This window comes from Alicyclobacillus tolerans, assembly GCF_048984885.1.
GTDB lineage: Bacteria > Bacillota > Bacilli > Alicyclobacillales > Alicyclobacillaceae > Alicyclobacillus_I > Alicyclobacillus_I tolerans.
Genome location: NZ_JBMGNK010000002.1, coordinates 2,465,971 through 2,482,838 on the forward strand (window position 1 = coordinate 2,465,971; position 16,868 = coordinate 2,482,838).

General features: G+C 46.3%; 14 protein-coding genes. 5 read left to right on the forward strand and 9 right to left on the reverse strand.

The annotated features are described in order from the left end of the window. Positions 1 to 113 precede the first annotated feature (113 nt). The 5 genes from ACOJUR_RS12615 to ACOJUR_RS12635 form a co-directional block, all read right to left on the reverse strand. The gene (locus ACOJUR_RS12615; RefSeq protein ID WP_420950202.1) at positions 114 to 665 is read right to left on the reverse strand and encodes a hypothetical protein; all 552 of its coding nucleotides are present in this window, start codon (positions 663 to 665) and stop codon (positions 114 to 116) included. A gap of 99 nt (positions 666 to 764) precedes the next feature. Beyond that, complete coding sequence (gene pfkA / locus ACOJUR_RS12620) at positions 765 to 1,724, reverse strand: 6-phosphofructokinase (protein WP_207549675.1); 960 nt, start codon at positions 1,722 to 1,724, stop codon at positions 765 to 767. 231 nt (positions 1,725 to 1,955) lie between these two features. After that, positions 1,956 to 2,213 (reverse strand): HPr family phosphocarrier protein, encoded by a 258-nt coding sequence (locus ACOJUR_RS12625; RefSeq protein WP_072872705.1) that lies wholly within the window; start codon positions 2,211 to 2,213, stop codon positions 1,956 to 1,958. A gap of 47 nt (positions 2,214 to 2,260) precedes the next feature. Next, positions 2,261 to 3,412 carry an ABC transporter ATP-binding protein gene (locus ACOJUR_RS12630; RefSeq protein ID WP_072872706.1) on the reverse strand — a complete coding sequence of 384 codons (1,152 nt, stop codon included), beginning with the start codon at positions 3,410 to 3,412 and terminating at the stop codon, positions 2,261 to 2,263. Between the two features lie 129 nt (positions 3,413 to 3,541). Then, on the reverse strand, positions 3,542 to 4,645 hold the full coding sequence (locus ACOJUR_RS12635) for a PucR family transcriptional regulator (protein WP_420950203.1): 1,104 nt from the start codon (positions 4,643 to 4,645) through the stop codon (positions 3,542 to 3,544). A 220-nt stretch (positions 4,646 to 4,865) separates the two neighbouring features. Here ACOJUR_RS12635 and ACOJUR_RS12640 point away from each other — a divergent pair, with 220 nt between their 5' ends. After that, the gene (locus ACOJUR_RS12640) at positions 4,866 to 6,296 is read left to right on the forward strand and encodes an NAD-dependent malic enzyme (RefSeq protein WP_072872708.1); all 1,431 of its coding nucleotides are present in this window, start codon (positions 4,866 to 4,868) and stop codon (positions 6,294 to 6,296) included. A gap of 176 nt (positions 6,297 to 6,472) precedes the next feature. After that, the gene (locus ACOJUR_RS12645; protein WP_420950204.1) at positions 6,473 to 7,696 is read left to right on the forward strand and encodes an MFS transporter; all 1,224 of its coding nucleotides are present in this window, start codon (positions 6,473 to 6,475) and stop codon (positions 7,694 to 7,696) included. A 55-nt stretch (positions 7,697 to 7,751) separates the two neighbouring features. Here ACOJUR_RS12645 and ACOJUR_RS12650 read toward each other — a convergent pair whose 3' ends face one another. Further along, complete coding sequence (locus tag ACOJUR_RS12650; protein WP_420950205.1) at positions 7,752 to 8,501, reverse strand: glycerophosphodiester phosphodiesterase; 750 nt, start codon at positions 8,499 to 8,501, stop codon at positions 7,752 to 7,754. A 145-nt stretch (positions 8,502 to 8,646) separates the two neighbouring features. On the opposite strand from ACOJUR_RS12650, the gene ACOJUR_RS12655 reads away from it, so the two are divergent. Continuing rightward, complete coding sequence (locus ACOJUR_RS12655; RefSeq protein WP_203115290.1) at positions 8,647 to 9,132, forward strand: hypothetical protein; 486 nt, start codon at positions 8,647 to 8,649, stop codon at positions 9,130 to 9,132. A gap of 91 nt (positions 9,133 to 9,223) precedes the next feature. On the opposite strand, the gene ACOJUR_RS12660 is transcribed toward ACOJUR_RS12655, so the two are convergent. From ACOJUR_RS12660 to ACOJUR_RS12670, 3 genes are all read right to left on the reverse strand, one after another. After that, positions 9,224 to 10,534 (reverse strand): S1C family serine protease, encoded by a 1,311-nt coding sequence (locus ACOJUR_RS12660; RefSeq protein ID WP_203115289.1) that lies wholly within the window; start codon positions 10,532 to 10,534, stop codon positions 9,224 to 9,226. A gap of 311 nt (positions 10,535 to 10,845) precedes the next feature. After that, positions 10,846 to 12,075, reverse strand: a complete 1,230-nt coding sequence (gene odhB, locus ACOJUR_RS12665; RefSeq protein ID WP_420950206.1) for a 2-oxoglutarate dehydrogenase complex dihydrolipoyllysine-residue succinyltransferase — start codon at positions 12,073 to 12,075, stop codon at positions 10,846 to 10,848. A 90-nt stretch (positions 12,076 to 12,165) separates the two neighbouring features. Next, on the reverse strand, positions 12,166 to 15,003 hold the full coding sequence (locus tag ACOJUR_RS12670; RefSeq protein WP_420950207.1) for a 2-oxoglutarate dehydrogenase E1 component: 2,838 nt from the start codon (positions 15,001 to 15,003) through the stop codon (positions 12,166 to 12,168). A gap of 169 nt (positions 15,004 to 15,172) precedes the next feature. Between ACOJUR_RS12670 and dat the strand changes: the two genes are divergently transcribed. Both dat and ACOJUR_RS12680 read left to right on the forward strand, forming a co-directional pair. Then, positions 15,173 to 16,036, forward strand: coding sequence for a D-amino-acid transaminase (gene dat, locus ACOJUR_RS12675; protein ID WP_420950208.1), 864 nt, complete (start codon positions 15,173 to 15,175; stop codon positions 16,034 to 16,036). Then, positions 16,033 to 16,845, forward strand: a complete 813-nt coding sequence (locus ACOJUR_RS12680; RefSeq protein ID WP_420950209.1) for a substrate-binding domain-containing protein — start codon at positions 16,033 to 16,035, stop codon at positions 16,843 to 16,845. Before dat ends, ACOJUR_RS12680 begins: the two co-directional genes overlap by 4 nt. The last annotated feature ends 23 nt before the right edge of the window (positions 16,846 to 16,868 follow it).

Sequence of the window (16,868 nt, forward strand, 5' to 3'; positions counted from 1 at the left end):
CAAACGGTATCTTTTTTAGGCAAAGAATAGCTTTCCGTCTATAAAAAAAGCCTGTCGCTGTGGCGATCAGGCGCAATTTTCAACCATCATGGCTATTTCATAATAAAGACGCATCAGCGGGCTTCCAGGTGTTCTCCCAGCAGCGGATGCAACACGTGAATATTGCCCGCGGCAAGAGTTTCCAATTCCGTGTCAAAATTTAGCCCGGCGTGAATCGCAACAAACCAGTGACCATCCGGTATATAGGTCACATTGTGCAGTATCGTCAGAGAATGACCAGAGCCGTTTTTGTCAGTGTAAAGGCTAGTCAGTGCATACAGCGTAGGACCGTGATCGGCCACAGTAAAATTGTGAAGCCGCAGGGGATAGTTATGTTGTGGTTGCAAGCCAGTGGCATCTACTCGAACACTGAGGGATTGGGTAGCTTCATCCCATATCAGCTCTGCTTTACCATGAACATTCGAATGGTGTTCTGGCTGCAAATGGGCCACAGCAAAGATGAGGTGTGGCGACTGTTGATCTAAAGATAACATACGATGATCCTGCCGATTGAGCGGCATATGCGGAGCAGCAGCTTCTGCATTCGTACATGAAAATAGTATACTGGCGGTTCCAGCCAACATGAAAGCGCAAAGGGTCACGAGTCTTCGACGCACTTGATTCATCTCTCATCTCACCTCGTGACCTTTAGCGTCTCCTTGCCTAGAGAATTTATCCGTTTGCAATTTTCTTTTTCTACGCAGAGAAACCATGCGAGAATGTGACTAAATAGAAAGAATATCTGCCAATTGATAAACGGACATTTCCGGCGCGCGTACACTGTTGAAAACTGTTTCGAAGGGCACGGCGCACAACTCGCCATTCTGGGTCGCCGCCATTTTGCCTGATTCTCCAGCCATACAAAGATTGACCGCGTATGCCCCTAAGCGACTGGCCAAAACGCGATCGGTCGCCGTGGGAGCACCGCCGCGCTGGACGTGGCCAAGAACCGTGACACGCACGTCCAGACCCGTGTGTTCACGCACATATTGCCCAACTTCCACTCCGCTTCCGGCACCTTCGGCAATTACAATAATGGAATGTTTTTTGCCCCGAGCAATACCGCGCTCCAGACGTTTGATGACGTCTTCCAACTGGTACGGCACTTCTGGTATCAAAACCGACTCCGCACCTCCAGCTAAGCCAGCCTGCAAAGCAATATGACCTGCCGAGCGCCCCATGACTTCCACCACATATGTGCGTTCATGCGATGTGGCAGTATCGCGGATTTTGTCAATCGCCTCGATCACGGTTTGTACAGCCGTATCAAATCCTATGGTTAGATCACAACAGGCTATGTCGTTATCAATCGTACTAGGTACACCAATCGTTTGAATACCCATTTCGTGTAAACGTAACGCCCCATGGAAAGAACCGTCACCCCCAAAAACAATCAACGCTTCAATCCCTGATTGGCGCAAATGTTCAAAACCGAGCTGTTGACCTTCAGGTGTCATAAATTCTGGACACCGGGCAGTGTACAAACACGTACCACCACGTTGCACAATGTCCCCTACCGACTCTAAAGTCATAGGGATAAAGTCCCCACGCAATAAACCCGCATATCCGTGTCGCACACCAACGACCTCTAATCCGTGATAAATCCCGGCTCGAACTACAGCACGAATACCTGGATTCATACCGGGCGCATCACCGCCACTCGTGAGTACCGCGATTTTTTTCAAAGCGCCACCTCCAATAAAGGACAATTTTAGTCCCACATTGACAAAATCAGTCCCGCAAGGTCTGCAGAACCACTGATTCGCCTATCCAACTTCTTCTCTATTTATTCTATCACGGGATAGCTTCCATTTTCACGTACTAGACAAGCTTTGGATTGACATGAATTTTGCACAAACTTTTATCAGAGAAAAACCCCGCACCGAAATGGTCGGGGTATCCCAAGAATCATTTGCTTATTCGTTCGATTCAAGAAGACTGACCAGCGAATCCAGAGCGGCCTCTTCATCCGATCCATCAACTCGGAGTGTAATTTGTTCTCCTTTGGCAAAGGCCATAGACATAACACCCAGAATACTTTTAGCATCTACAAACTGACCATTTTTTCCGATTTTTACATCGCTGCTAAACGAAGACGCAGTTTTTACAAAATTTGCCGCCGATCTCGCTGATAAGCCTTGCACTAGTTGAATCTGCACATCTTTTTCACGCATGCAAATCCCTCCTGATTTTCCTTCAGACTATTTTGCCATCCAGACGCTTACGCGTCTACTGTCACGGGCGAAGTTTTTTCCGTGTGGTGGAAAACTACCGCCTGCTCTGTGTCTGCGTGGAAAAGATGAATTTTGTTTAAATCAATCGCCAATTTCACTGGCTCACCAGGATGGAAATGGAATCTGGAATTTACACGCGCAATCATAGACTGACTACCAGCCGACACGTGCAGATAAACCTCAGAACCCATATGCTCCGTAACTTCAACTTTAGCGTCGACTACTGCTTCTGGATAAGTAGAAAGCATCATTTCTTCATTGTGTACATCTTCTGGACGCACACCAAGAACCATTTCTTTACCTACCGCCCCCTCACTCTTCAGGGTTGCATAACGCCCTTCCGGCAAGAGGATGGAGAAGCCTGGAGCACGGAAATAAAGTTTCCCTGCTTCTTCAGCAATTTCACCACGCAAGAAGTTCATGGCTGGTGAACCAATAAATCCGGCGACAAACATATTGGCAGGACGACTGTAGACAATTTGCGGTGTGTCGCACTGTTGGACAATACCATCTTTCATTACCACAATCCGGTCACCCATTGTCATAGCTTCCGTCTGATCGTGGGTTACATAAATCATGGTTGTTTGAATCCGTTGATGCAATTTACGAATTTCCGCGCGCATCTGAACGCGCAATTTGGCGTCAAGGTTGGAGAGCGGTTCGTCCATCAGAAAGACTTGCGGCTCGCGAACAATAGCTCGACCGAGCGCAACACGTTGACGCTGACCACCGGAAAGAGCTTTTGGTTTACGATCGAGCAGATGCTCAATATCCAAAATTTTAGCTGCCTCACGAACACGTTTGTCAATCTCTGATTTAGAGAATTTTCTCAACTTCAAACCAAAAGCCATATTCTGGTATACTGACATGTGAGGATAGAGCGCATAGTTCTGGAAAACCATAGCAATGTCTCGATCTTTAGGCGCTACGTCATTCACACGGCGATCGCCAATATATAAATCGCCGCCTGTAATATCTTCGAGACCAGCAATCATTCGTAACGTGGTAGTTTTACCACAACCGGATGGTCCGACAAAAACAACAAATTCCTTATCCTGAATTTCTAAATTGAAATCTTTTACAACAATTGTGTCAGCAGTATATTTTTTATAAATATGATCTAATTTCACGCGTGCCACAAAAGTTCCTCCCCATTTCCAAGTATGACAGGGCGAGCCCGTCTTCTGCTCATTCCATCGTAACTGAAACTCGTTTTGCAGGCGATGGGCAACTTGCACGCTCTTTATTCATTCAGATAGGCAACCTGCCTATTCGGTTTCTGTTCCCGGAAACTTCTGATGGCTGTTTCGCTTTGCCACTTCATTGGCCAAGTAGAGAGAAAGTGCATCTTCAAAGCGGCGTACATCATATCCAGTAGATTCGCGCAAACGCTCAATTCGATTGAGCAGCGTATTGCGATGGACAAACATTCTGCGTGCTGCCTCACTGACATTCAAATGAGCCTGCATCATAGCTTGCAAAGTTCCCGCCAAATCGGGTGGCAGAGGAAATGGATACCCATTGACTCGTGAAGAAGCAGCATGTAAAAGCAATCGGTCATAGGAGCCATCAATCGACATCAAAGTGAGATATGGCAAACCTTCCGCAAAAGTCAGCAGCCGCTGCTGCGCCTCCTGTTGGTGACGCTGCACAAACCATTGGTGGACCATTGCCAGACTGAGAATAGCACGCTTGGTCAGCCGTGCATCATCCATGCGCTCCGAGACCAATACACGTGCCGTCAAAAGTGCATCCGACTCCAAGGCAGCAATCACGCTATAGAGCAATTGACAGAGACTTGTCCGCTCACTTTCCTCTCCATCTGCCAAAGGAGAGCCCAGTAACTGAAACCCCGTATCCAAAGATGACAAAGGTTGCGCCAACAGCAGAGCTGATTCTCCTTGCTCAAACCAATACATCCAATCGGGAGAGAGATGGGCCAGTATAATTTCTTCCGTCAATTGACGTATTTCATCTTCTAAAACACCTGGTTTCATTTGAAACCAGAGCAAATAAGCCGGTACCAAAGTATCCAATTTATCCTCGTCTTCCACCTTTATGGTTGACCAACGCTCTATGAGCGCTGGTAACGTTAACAAGTTGGCCTCTGTTAACCAAACATGGGGTTGAAAAGATTTTCTCCCCATTCCGACCCGGGCACGAAACAGACGACGAGTCTCTTCTATCGCATTGCGCAAAGATGCCGTCAGATATTGATTTTTCACTACCAACCAGACATCGTCATCAAAGGCAAAGAACGATTCCTCACTGGAAAGTGACTGTTTGCTTCTGGAAGCAGCAGAAACCCAGCGATACTCCGCCTGCGCAGCCTGCAACCAGTACTCCAGCAAAGGTTTCAACTCATTCCACAAGCATTTCACCCCCATGAATTAGGCCATCCCAACAAATGTACGATTCTATCGACAGTAATCGACCCAAGGATTCTATTAAACATGATACAATGAAGGACATTCAATACAACATGAAGCATTGCAAGTTCCTTGCTCCCAGTGTCAGCGGGTTTCTTTTTCAACGGACTTGTGTCATTGCTTCCTCCGAGACCACTACTTTTACAAGGAGGCATCATTTTTTATGGAAGTCCATAATGGTGCAGCTATCTCTCTCATTTTCCGCCTTGAGTTGAATACAAACGTCACGTCTTTTGCGCGCGTGGCAAGCTTGGTTGGTGACAACGGCGGAGACATCATCGCTGTGGACGTCATTCGCGTCAGCAAAGAGACCATGGTCCGCGACGTCACCATTAATGTAAATAATCGCGATCACGGTCATAAAATTGCATCGCTTCTCAATGAAGAAAACGGTATTACAGTGGTTGCTGTATCAGACCGGACTTTCCTTGTCCATCTGGGCGGTAAAATTGAAGTAACGCCAAAACTTCAAGTGAAAAACCGCGACGATTTAAGCCGTGTATACACGCCACATGTTGCTCGTATTTGCGAGGCTATTCACGAAGACCCATCAAAAGCGTTCCAGTTGACCATCAAGCGCAACACGGTGGCTGTGGTCTCGGACGGCACGGCAGTCTTAGGTTTGGGAGATATTGGACCTCGTGCCGCAATGCCTGTCATGGAAGGGAAAGCCATGCTCTTCAAACAATTCGCCAATGTTGACGCTTTCCCCATTTGCCTGGATACAAAAGACCCTGACGAAATTGTCTCTATTGTCAAAGCTATTGCACCAGCATTTGGCGGCATTAATTTAGAAGACATCGCTTCACCACGTTGTTTTTACATTGAAGAAAAATTGAAACAGGAATTGGATATCCCCGTTTTCCATGACGATCAGCATGGCACAGCTGTTGTACTTTTGGCTGGTCTTATTAACGCCACCAAAATCGTCCAAAAACCGATGGAATCTCTGAAAGTTGTCGTCGTAGGAATTGGTGCTGCAGGTGTAGCCTGCACAAAAATGATGCTTGCGGCAGGAATCAAAAATATTCTCGGCGTAACTTTGGAAGGCGTTCTTCATCGCGGCAAAACGTATGAAAACGACATATGGAATTGGTATGCTGAACATACCAATCCAGAAAACGTTGAGGGCGATCTCGCCAGTGCCATTCAGGGGGCAGACGTTTTTGTTGGTGTATCTGGCCCAGGCGTCCTCAAAGTAGAACATATTAAGAGTATGGCCAAAGATCCCATTGTTTTTGCCATGGCTAATCCAACACCTGAGATTCAACCTGAGTTAGCTGCGCCGTACGTGCGAGTACTAGCTACTGGTCGTTCGGACTATCCGAACCAAATCAATAATGTGCTCTGCTTCCCTGGTATTTTTAAAGGTGCATTGCAAGCGCGAGCATACACCATTAACGAAGAAATGAAACTGGCAGCGGCGCACGCCATTGCCAACAGTGTTAAGGACGAAGAATTGACGGAAGACTATATTATTCCTTCTGTATTTAATACGCGCGTAGTCAAAGCTGTTTCTGACGCTGTGGCTAAAGCAGCAGTCGCTTCAGGAGTGGCACGACGCGAATCCATATCGGCAACCTACAACTTTTAACAATCCTCTGAAACGGGGCCGCCCATAAGCCATCTCGATTGATTATGGGCAGCCCCAGCCAGGAAATCCAAAAACATCTGAAAACCTGCACGACTAAAATTAAATTCTTTATTTTACGTCTTGCTCACCAAGGAAGACACGTGTATGCTTGCGTCTGTAGATTGTAAGGAAGGAACGTGAGCACCTTGGTGTACAGACTAGCGTTTTTCTTATCCCTCTTTGGCATGTTCACGTTTGGCGCGATCGACATGACACGCGGTGTAGCAGCGCCACTCATGCAATCAGGTTGGCATCTCAGTTACTTACAACTAGGCTATTTATTTACCATCAACTCTCTCGGCTACTTGCTCGGTTCCTTTATCGCCGGCTGGATTCTTGATAGATTTGGCATATCTGCTTGTTCAAAAGCAGGTGCACTGCTTTCCAGTATGGGTCTTATTGGCGTTTTACAATCTCCAAACTATGAACTAGCCATGGTTAGTTTCGCTTTTGTCGGCACTGGTACAGGTGTATTGGAAATTGGTGTCAACGGCATTGTACCCTTAATTTCTAGAGAACCTTCTGACAATTCACGTCGTTTCAATACCTTGCACGGTTTCTACGGTGTAGGTTGTGTCATATTCCCAGTTCTTGCTGCCTGGCTTATGCATCGCAGCGGTAACTGGCAAAGTGGTTACTGGCTCACATCCGCTTTAATGATAACCCTATTTCTTGCAACGCTTTTCTTTCCATATCGCAAAGTCGCCCCCAGCAAAGAATCGCCTGTAAAAAATACTTTGAAAGTGACAAAGCAGCATTCCCCGTGGCGTAGCCCTGTTTTTTTTGGCTTTGCTACTGCACTTACCGTCTATGTCATGATCGAAAGCGGGCTGGCTTCTTGGCTGCCCACTTATATGGTACATGTACACAGAACAACCCTTCATGTAGGCTCACTCTACTTAACAGGCTTCTATTTTTTGTTCACCTGTGGTCGCTTGAGCGGACAGTTTTGGGTACATCGCTTAGGAGAATACCGCTCCATTTATTTGGCTGGAAGTCTCTTGTTGCTCAGTCTCTTAGTGACTGTATGCTTCCCATCCACAACCGTCCTCCTTATGGTAGCTGGAGCCGGATGCTCCGTTATCTTTCCAACTGTTGTGGCTATTGCGAGTCACGCATTCCCACGCAATGTAGGAACAGTCTTAGGAATTCTCTTTACAGCAGCTGGCATTGGCAGCCTGGCTATTAACACCATCATTGGTTTTTTGGCAACAGAACTCGGACTGCAAAAAGCTTTTTGGATTTTCCCGTTACTGGTTGCCTTTGTGCTTCTCTCAGTGCTGGCTACTCATTTGCTTGATAACCGTCGGCGCACAGCAATTGAAATGGCCATAAGAGACACAGCCGATTATCCTATATAATCTATGGATGCGACTTAACCATCGGCCCGATGCATCAACCCGCTGTGCTCCTGCTTCAATTCTTTTCTTCCAGGGCATCGCGAATGTCTTCCAGACAATCTGTGATCATAGCGTCAACTCCTGCACTTGTCAGTTTTTGCGCTGCCTCTCGGTGATTGACTGTATAGACATGAACTCGTATGCCCTGGGCTTGTAGGATCTCAAGCGTGGACTGGTCAAGCAGCCGATAGTCCGGATGGTAAGCGTTTGCCTTCCAATGTTTCATATAAACCCATGGTCGATGAATTGGCTCTGCTACCAGAAGACCTGTCTGAGCTTGAGATTCCATTTCCTTTAAAATACATAGCAAAGGGTGCTGAAAAGACGAAAAAATAACTTTCTCCAACATTCGATATTGCTTTACCAAGGATAAAACACGTTGTGCCAGTCTGTCATAGGACGGATTGCCCCTACTCCTTTTCAATTCCAGATTGACAGTCATATACGGCACCCGCTTTACAACCCAGTCCAAAACTTCTTCCAAAGTAGGAATGCGGCAGTCAGAAAACTCTGCACCTTTCCAACTTCCCGCATCAAGTTGTCGAAGTTCATGAGAACTTTTTTCTTCCACCCATCCTCTACCATTCGTAGTGCGTTCCAATCTATTATCATGGATAATGACAGGCACACCATCACCGCTCAAGTGGACATCCAGTTCTATACCATCCGCACCATGAATGCTTGCTTGTTCAAATGCAAGCATTGTATTCTCCGGGTATTTTAAAGAATATCCTCTATGCGCCCAAATTTGTGTACGTTTTTCCAATGGATTTCCTCCACTACCAGGATATAATCACAGCTACATCTATGATAGTACGCCATTATGAAGATCTCGTAAAAAAGAGTTCATCTTGAGAATTTTGGGCAAAATGTACATATCCTTGCGAAGAAATCAGGCATGTTTTTGAGGAATGAAAGGAGGGATTGGTATCGTAGACAAGCTGGAAAGTGGCATGATTCATCTGCAGGAGCAATTGCGTCTTCCATCCGGCCAACCTGTTCCGACAAAAACAAGCTCAAATACGATACAAGAAAATACGGATACATTAACAGAAATTTTAAAAGCTTGGAAAACTACGATTGAGCAGACCGATCCTGCTATTCACGTCTGCCTCAATCCTACGGTTGGAGTCAACAGTTTGCTGATAACGGACGATTTGGCTGCATGTACTGTGACACTCACAATGCTGGAAGGAACTGAAGATGTCAAACTTACCGTAAACAATGGTAAGTGGTCAGATCGAGGACAAGCTTGGTCCGATGAACAAATACTCTATCAGGGACCGATCCATCAGTCTTTTTTAAACGAAGCGTTTTTACCCGTTTGGCTAACCTGGTACAAACAAGCCCTTATTGATCGCCGCCGAAAGCACGGCTTGATGTCAGATAACCTGTAACTTCTCTTTTCAACTGTGTACAACAGCAAAAAAGTGGCAGAAAGACGTTACGCGTCCCTGCCACATACTGAAATGAACGGATCGTCCAATTTTAATTAAAGAGCGAACTGCTATTTCCGCCAGAAACTTGCGGCGTTATGAAAGGATTGCTGTTCTGGTTACTTTGACTGTTGTTTCCACCTGTATCAGTTGTATTTGGTGATTTCAACTCACTCAGTTTTACGTGTAAGGTCTCTTTTTTCGAACCGTCATAAACCGTCAACGTTACAACGTCTCCTGGTTTCATACCAAATAACTCTGTACGCAAATCAGCAGCATCTGTAATTTGATGACCATTCAAAGCCACTATAACATCGCCCACTTTTAAGCCAGATGCTTGAGCGTACGGCGTATCCACCGACTGCACATACACGCCGTAATCTACAGGAACATTCGGCCAATACGGTTGAGGAACCGACTGCAACGACATTGCTGTGATACCAAGTGCCGGGTGTACAGCATGACCTGTGCGAATAATTTCAAACGCTATTTCTTGCACTTCATTGGAAGGAATGGCAAAACCCATACTCTGAAATCCTTGAGCCACAATTTTGCTGCTGTTTATGCCCATGACCTGCCCCTGCAAATTCAGTAATGGACCCCCACTGTTGCCAGGGTTAATGGGCGCGTCTGTCTGAATAACCGGTTGATAATCAAGAATTTGTTGAGAATTGGGCTCTTCCACTGGCATATCGCGATTAAGACCACTGATGATGCCGGATGTCACAGTTTCCGAGAAATTTAAACCACCCGGTGTACCAATGGCCACAGCAGGTTCTCCAACCTGTAAATGATTCGAGTTGACAAATTGTGCTGGCTGTACACCTGCAAATACTTTGCTAGGCACCTTGAGCACGGCCAAATCGGTATAGGGATCTGTCCCAACCACCTGTGCTTTGACAGTTTTACCATTACTCAATACAATCTGTACACCTGCTCCACCTTGAACGACGTGATTGTTCGTCACAATATAGGCTGTATTTTGATGTTGATAGAAATATACACCCGATCCGATATCCGATTGCTGGAGAGTAGACTGATTGCTGAACGGATTCTGGACCGAATCATAATTGACCACTGCCACAACATCAGGTTTCATTTTTTTTGCAACTTGAGTAATAGCACTGTTTACATTGACATTAATATTCTCTGATACGGGTGCTACATTAGGAGTTGAACCATAGGGTAGAAAGGAACCCGTATTGTTATTATTTTGCGTACTTAAAAATGACGAAAAGGCAAAAGTAGCTCCGCTACCGACAAGTGCCGAGAGTATGACAACGCTTGCCCATTTTCCCACAGAGCGAATTGTGCTGCCAGTAGCTTGCAGGTGTTTTGGCTCTCTATCACGATAGAAACCCATCACAACTCCTCCTCGCTTTGCGGTTCTGACTGTGCGCTTTTCATAAACTCTAAATAGAGGTTTTGTAAGCCTTGAGGGCTAATGAACTACAGTCTCGAACCATCACTTTCAACGTCTTACAGTATAGACAGACTTTCTTGAAATACTCTTGAAAGAAGCCTTTTGATTTGTTTTTTTCTACATTGAATTCAAAAATAGCCTATGTAAAAATTGTTACTTCAGAGGAAATTCATTTCCGCTTCATAAAAAAATCCCCGCATACCACAAGGGTACACGGGAACTGCGGGTAAAAAGAAACTGGCTTACATGAATTAACCTTCTAGCAACAGTGATTCAGGGTCTTCCACCATGTTTTTCACGGCTGCCAAAAATCTTACAGCCTCACTACCATCGACAATGCGATGATCGTAAGACAGCGCAATGTACATCATGGGACGAATCTCCACTTGCCCATTGACAGCAATTGGACGATCTTTAATACCGTGCATGCCCAAAATACCCACCTGCGGAGCATTTAAAATCGGAGTGGACATGAGCGAACCGAAAATACCGCCATTGGTGATGGTAAATGTGCCACCACTCAATTCCGCCAGCGTGAGTTTGCCTTCACGAGCACGTGCTGCTAATGAAGCAATTTCTTTCTCAATACCAGCAAAAGTCAACTTGTCCGCATTTCGAACTACTGGCACGACCAATCCTTCTCCGGTTGAAACAGCCACACCAATATCGTAATAGTGTTTAAGAATCATATCTTCGCCCTGAATCTCTGCATTGAGACGAGGGAATTGCTTTAATGCGCCCACTACAGCCTTGGTAAAGAATGACATAAACCCGAGTCCAACACCAAACTTGTCCTTAAATTCATCTTTGCGACGTTTACGAACATTCATAATAGCGGTCATGTCCACTTCGTTGAAAGTAGTCAACATGGCTGCTGTATGCTGAGCCTCTACCAGTCTCTTGGCAATTGTTTGGCGACGACGACTCATTCGCACGCGTTCTTCCGGCTTTCCAGACACCGATGCTGATGAAGTTGTTGAAGGTTGTGCATCTGGAGCCTTGGTTTGCGTTTGAGGAGCGGAGGCTGATACGACAGTTTTTTGCAATTCTGCCACTGACACACCTTTTTCACGCGCCAATTTGCGAATGGACGGTGGCGCGTTTACATCTTCGCGCTGTGGAGCTGGCGAGTGCGCAGCTGTTGAAGTATTGGTTGAAGTCGCCGTGCTAGCTGCCGGTTGAACAGCTTGGGCAGCAGGTTCTGCCGGCTTGGCAGCCGTTTGTGTAGAAGGTATAGCTGCCGATCCGTTTTCATCAATCACAGCAATAACTTCTCCAACAGTCACTGTATCCCCATTTTGTTTATTCACAGAAGCAAGTACACCAGACACTTCTGCCATGACTTCCAGATTTACTTTGTCGGTTTCCAACTCTGCAATGGCGTCGCCAGCATTGACTGTATCGCCGACATTTTTCAACCATTGGCTGATGGTGCCTTCTACAATCGATTCGCCCATTTCTGGTACGCGAACTTCTGCCATTTTGTCCAACTCCCTCTCTCCATCACAATCCATCGTCAGTAATATTGGCTATTAGTTGAGATTGCTTATTCCGTCCATAAAATACTCTGTTTACGCCAAAACGCGCCCTGTCGAAGGAACCATTGCCTGTTCCAGAATTGCTTTTTGCATTGCTGTATGCATACCAGCTTTACCTTCAGCAGGACTGCAACGCTCCGGACGACCACAGTAACGAAGCTCCACTTCTTTGGAAAGCAGATTCAGCAGACGTGGTTGTACATAAGACCACGCACCCATATTCATAGGCTCTTCCTGCAGGAAGACGACTTCTTTAAGATTTTGCAACTGCTGTAACTGTGCCTGAATCTCTTTTTCCGGGAAAGGATACAATTGTTCGAGACGCAAAACACGCAAATCTTCAACTTTCTGTTTAGTTTCAGACAAGGCAGTTTCAAATTCCACAGCTACTTTACCTGTGCAGACAACCAGACGACGAACATCCGCATCAGGCAATTCCTGTCCCGCTGTTAACAACAAAGGTTGGAAGCCGCCTTTAGTAAACTCTTCCCAAGCAGAAGCCGCATGAGGATTACGCAATAGACTCTTTGGCGCCATCACAATCAAAGGTCGCGGCTCTGACTGTAAGCGGCGAGCTTGATCTCTTAACAAATGGAAATACTGTGCGGCGGTTGTAGGATAAACCACACGCCAGTTATTTTCAGCCGAAAGCGACAAATAGCGTTCTAAGCGAGCACTTGAGTGTTCTGGACCTTGACCTTCATATCCGTGCGGTAAGAGCAGAACCAATCCTGAAGGTTGTTTCCATTTGGAATAGCCCGCTGAAATAAACTGGTCAATAATCCCCTGTGCCGTATTGGCAAAATCTCCATACTGCGCTTCCCACAGAACCATCGTTTTTGGAGCCAATACGTTATATCCATACTCAAAACCAAGTACACCCATTTCTGACAAAGGCGAATTATGGATATCAAAACTGGCTTTAGCACCAGATAAATCATGGAGCGGACAATAACTGGGACCCCCATTCATATCATGCAAAACCAAGTGGCGTTGACTAAAGGTACCCCGCTCAGAATCCTGTCCAGTCAGTCGGATAGGTGTTCCCTCGCGCAAAATAGTAGCAAAGGCAAGCGTTTCTGCATGTCCCCAGTCTACTGCACCATCTTTTTCAAATGCCTGCAGGCGACGTTGAAGAATGCGATGCAACTTAGGATAGGGTGTGAATGACTCCGGAAATTGCAGCAATTCTTGATTGATTTGCATCAATTCGTCTTTACTGACACCCGTTTGAGCAGGCGGCAACAGTTCCGCAGCCATACCATTGTCGGCCTCATCTTCCGTTACCTTAGCCACATCAGCATAAGCATTTTTCAACGTCTGCTGGATACGGGCCACATACTCATCCGCTTCACCCTGCCGTATGACTTGGTTGGCCTCGAGACGCTTTGCGTAGATCTCACGCACACGTGGATGGGCATTGACTTTCTCGTATAAAAGCGGCGAGGTTACAGACGGATCGTCACCTTCATTGTGTCCCCAACGGCGATAGCCAATTAAATCAATCAAGAAATCCTTATGAAATTCAGCACGATAGGCATGTGCCAAACGTACAGCGAATAAACAAGCTTCTGGATCGTCCGCATTGACATGCACAATGGGAATCTCATAACCTTTGGCCAAATCGCTGGCATATCGCGTCGAACGACCTTCCTGGGATGTGGCCGTAAATCCGAGTAAATTATTTGTAATAATATGAATGGTTCCACCTGTGCTGTACCCAGCGAGTCGAGACAGATTCAACGTCTCAGCCACAACACCTTCACCGGGAAACGCCGCATCACCGTGTACCAGTATCGCCAGTGTGGAATCCACATCTTGCTGTGGAGTCCCCGGACGTTGACGGTCATCCTGAGCTGCGCGGGCAAAACCTTCGACAACCGGATCGACAAATTCCAGGTGACTAGGATTATTCGCCAATACCAAACGTACGGACTGCGCGCCTTCGCCATTCATGGTGCGCGTTCCGCCTAAATGGTACTTGACATCACCTGACCAGCCAAAGTTGATACCCGTAGAACCTTCAGAAGGGACAAGTTCCTTATTGACGGCAGTATGAAATTCTGAGAATATTTTGGCATAAGGCTTTTGCAACACATGTGCCAATACATTGAGTCTACCGCGATGCGCCATGCCAATCATGACGTTTTTCGCACCTTTAGCTATGGCGTTGCGAATAATTTCATCCATCATGGGCACAAGAGCATCCACGCCTTCGATGGAAAATCGTTTCTGCCCCACAAATGTCCTGTGCAAGAACGTCTCAAACTCTTCAACTTCTGTGAGACGTTCAAGAAGTTGTTTCTTCTCATCTGAACCAAGATGGCAAGAAGCTTCATTTTGTTCGACAAACTTGCGTAGCCACTCCCGTTCACGCGGACGGTGAACTTGAGCAAACTCAAACGAAATGTTGCCCGTATAGAGCGACTTCAGCCAGAGAAAAGCGTCCCACCCGGTTTCCACAGATGCTGGCGCGTCTGGCAAAACCATTTGCGCTGGAATAGAACGCATATCCTCTTCACTTAAGCCATGATAGGCTGGGTCGAGTACAGGGGTATCCACTTTCTCAGGTTGGAGCGGATTTGTTTCTGCAAGCAGATGACCATACTCCACAACATTGCGCAACAATTCATGTAAAGCGACGACTTTCTGAATCGCATAAGCGGATCCAGCCGCCGATTGGCTCTCACCAACATGCTCCTCGCTGGTTGGCAACGGCGCCCCATGCGTCGCAAAAAATTCCCGCCATGAAGCGTCAACAGCATCTGGATTGGTTTTGTACAACTCGTACATCTCGGCAGCATAACCAAGATTTGGACCATAGAAGCTCCGCCATGACGTTGTGTCAGTTTGTCTGCTGGGATCCTGCATTGAAGCGTCCTCCTCATGAGCGACTCCTAAAATTACACCTTGACTATTGTACCATAACCGTACATTCCATTCCCAAATTCCCTGCGTCAATTTGCACAAAAATCGTGACAGAACTGCTACTATAGATAACATCAAGAGATGGCGAGATTGCGAAGGAGGAGACTGAATCTTGCAAAATCGTTGGACATGTGTAAACGGAAAACTTCTTCCGACTGAAGAAGCGCTGTTGCCTGTAGAAGATCGGGCGCTGCAATTTGGTGATGGTGTTTACGAAGTTATCCGCCTTTATCGCGGTACACCATTTGCTCTTAAGCAACACTTGGCCCGACTTTCCGCTTCATCCGCAGCTATTATGCTCGACTATGGGTGTGTGGAAAACGAACTGCAAGCTTCTCTTGAGGCAATTTTACAAAAAGCCAGCGGCCAGGACGGTCAGATCTACATACAAGTCACACGGGGCACTGCCATACGAAATCATCGATTTCCTGAGCATACCCGTCCTAATGTCATATGTACATTCTCTCCTCTACCCGCAAAGAACGCTATTCAACTACTAAAAACGGTCACACTTCCAGATGAACGCTGGATGCACTGCAACATTAAAGCCACCAGTTTGCTTCCCAATATTCTGGCTAAAGAGAAAGCGTATCGGCATGGTGCGGATGAAGCCATTCTTTATCGTTCTAGCGAACATATCACAGAAGGAAGCAGTTCTAACATTTTTATGGTTCAATCAGGAACGCTCATTACGCATCCAGCAAACCAATGGATTTTAAACGGGATTACTCGCCAATACGTACTGGCTTTAGCGAAGTCCTTACAAATCCCTTATGAAGAAAGGGTTTTTTCTTTACAGGAATTACTTAACGCTGATGAAGTCATCGTCACATCAACTCTGCAAGAAATTGCCGCTGTGGTAGAGATTGATCATCATCCTGTACAAAACGGGTGTGCAGGTCCATTGACGCAGCGATTACACGAAGAATTCATGGGCAGTCTAAGCACAGAATGGTTTTGGGAGCATGCCATATGAGTCAAACTTGCCGAATTTGCGTTTTTCCTGGAGCACAAAATTTACCCCTTTGGTATATGCAAAAAAATTTCCCGGAGACTATGCTGGATTTGCAATACACTTCATCCCGTGATGAACAGTTTCAGCTATTAAACGACCGACAGGTTAACCTGATTTATACCGCTCCCGACAACCTGCTGCAAGATGATGCAAAAGATATAGAAATGATTCACCCAGCAGCGATGATGCCGCTCTATCTCATGGCAACTCCGGGCTTTCGAGAACGCCAGCGACTGGCAGTTGATCATCCTGCGAGCGGCTATGCCCTCATTGCTTATCAGGCAGTTCAGAGTATAGGTTTGTCTCTGCAAGATATAGAAGTTGTCTCCGCTGGAGGCACACGTCAGCGATATGAAGCAATGTTGCACGGTAAAGCAGAACTTGGTTTACTGCACGCACCATTTTCCAATCTGGCACAGGCAAACGACTGGTTTATTCTTGCTGCACCTTCTCTGGACGATCCGTTACTGGTTGCGGCATGTCTTTCTGAACATAGACATTCGCCTCTGATTGAAAATTTTTTAAATCAATACCAACAGGCAGTCGAAAAGATAGTCCAGCCAGAAACAATGGAAACATGCGAGCAACTATTGCAACAACACATGTCCAATCTATCTCCATCCAGCATCCAGTCCATCGCAGCTGATATTCGCTCACAGCTTGAGCGATTGCCAACAACACTCAACAGCGATGAACAATCCGCATGGCTGAATCGCCTCTGGGAACGAAGAAAACATGCCAAATGGCCTGAGCGGATCGCCCATTATTAAATTTCCTGTTCAAGGGCAAAGGC